Consider the following 802-nt stretch of genomic DNA (forward strand, 5'->3'; position numbering starts at 1 on the left):
TAATAATCATCAAACGATGACAAAGGAGAATGTGGGATTCGAACCCACGCGCCGGTTTCCCGACCTGACGGTTTTCAAGACCGTTCCCTTCAGCCAGACTTGGGTAATTCTCCATAAATACCTAAGGCCTAAATGGACCTTGTTGGACTCGAACCAACGACCGGACGGTTATGAGCCGTCTGCTCTAACCAACTGAGCTAAAGGTCCAAGTTATTTGAGCCAATCGCGGCGGGGGGAATCGAACCCTCGACCTCCCGGGTATGAACCGGACGCTCTAGCCAGCTGAGCTACACCGCGAATCATAACACTTAGTGCTATAATCGGGACGACAGGATTCGAACCTGCGACCCCCTGGTCCCAAACCAGGTGCTCTACCAAACTGAGCTACGTCCCGAACATGCTAACTAGCAATAATAAACAAACTAACGTTTGTAATGCACCTAGAAGGATTCGAACCTTCAACCTTCTGATTCGTAGTCAGACACTCTATCCAGTTGCGCTATAGGTGCAAATAATATGCCGGCTACCGGGATCGAACCGGTACGATGTCTCCATCGCAGGATTTTAAGTCCTGTGCGTCTGCCTATTCCGCCAAGCCGGCAAAGCGAACAACGGGATTCGAACCCGCGACCTCTACCATGGCAAGGTAGCGTTCTACCAGCTGAACTATATTCGCATGATGCCGACTAAAGGGTTCGAACCTTCGACCTCCGCTTTACAAGAGCGATGCTCTACCAACTGAGCTAAGTCGGCAACAAATACATAGTTACCAGTTTGACGAAATAGATACATATTATTAAAG

8 tRNA genes are annotated in these 802 nt (G+C 49.3%); all 8 read right to left on the minus strand.

The window, feature by feature from the left end:
• Positions 1 to 23 precede the first annotated feature (23 nt).
• The 8 genes from HMPREF0877_RS09720 to HMPREF0877_RS09755 all read right to left on the minus strand — a co-directional run bounded on the left by HMPREF0877_RS09720 (position 24) and on the right by HMPREF0877_RS09755 (position 753).
• Positions 24 to 113: transfer RNA gene (locus HMPREF0877_RS09720), tRNA-Ser, on the minus strand.
• A gap of 20 nt (positions 114 to 133) precedes the next feature.
• A tRNA-Ile gene (locus tag HMPREF0877_RS09725) sits at positions 134 to 207 on the minus strand.
• A 16-nt stretch (positions 208 to 223) separates the two neighbouring features.
• Positions 224 to 297 (minus strand) — tRNA-Met (locus HMPREF0877_RS09730).
• Positions 298 to 320: 23 nt separating this feature from the next.
• Positions 321 to 394, minus strand: a tRNA-Pro gene (locus HMPREF0877_RS09735).
• A gap of 41 nt (positions 395 to 435) precedes the next feature.
• A tRNA-Arg gene (locus tag HMPREF0877_RS09740) sits at positions 436 to 509 on the minus strand.
• A gap of 8 nt (positions 510 to 517) precedes the next feature.
• Positions 518 to 601: transfer RNA gene (locus tag HMPREF0877_RS09745), tRNA-Leu, on the minus strand.
• Positions 602 to 603: 2 nt separating this feature from the next.
• Positions 604 to 676, minus strand: a tRNA-Gly gene (locus HMPREF0877_RS09750).
• A 4-nt stretch (positions 677 to 680) separates the two neighbouring features.
• Positions 681 to 753 (minus strand) — tRNA-Thr (locus HMPREF0877_RS09755).
• Between the last annotated feature and the right edge of the window lie 49 nt (positions 754 to 802).

This window comes from Weissella paramesenteroides ATCC 33313, from assembly GCF_000160575.1.
In the GTDB taxonomy this organism is placed as follows: domain Bacteria; phylum Bacillota; class Bacilli; order Lactobacillales; family Lactobacillaceae; genus Weissella; species Weissella paramesenteroides.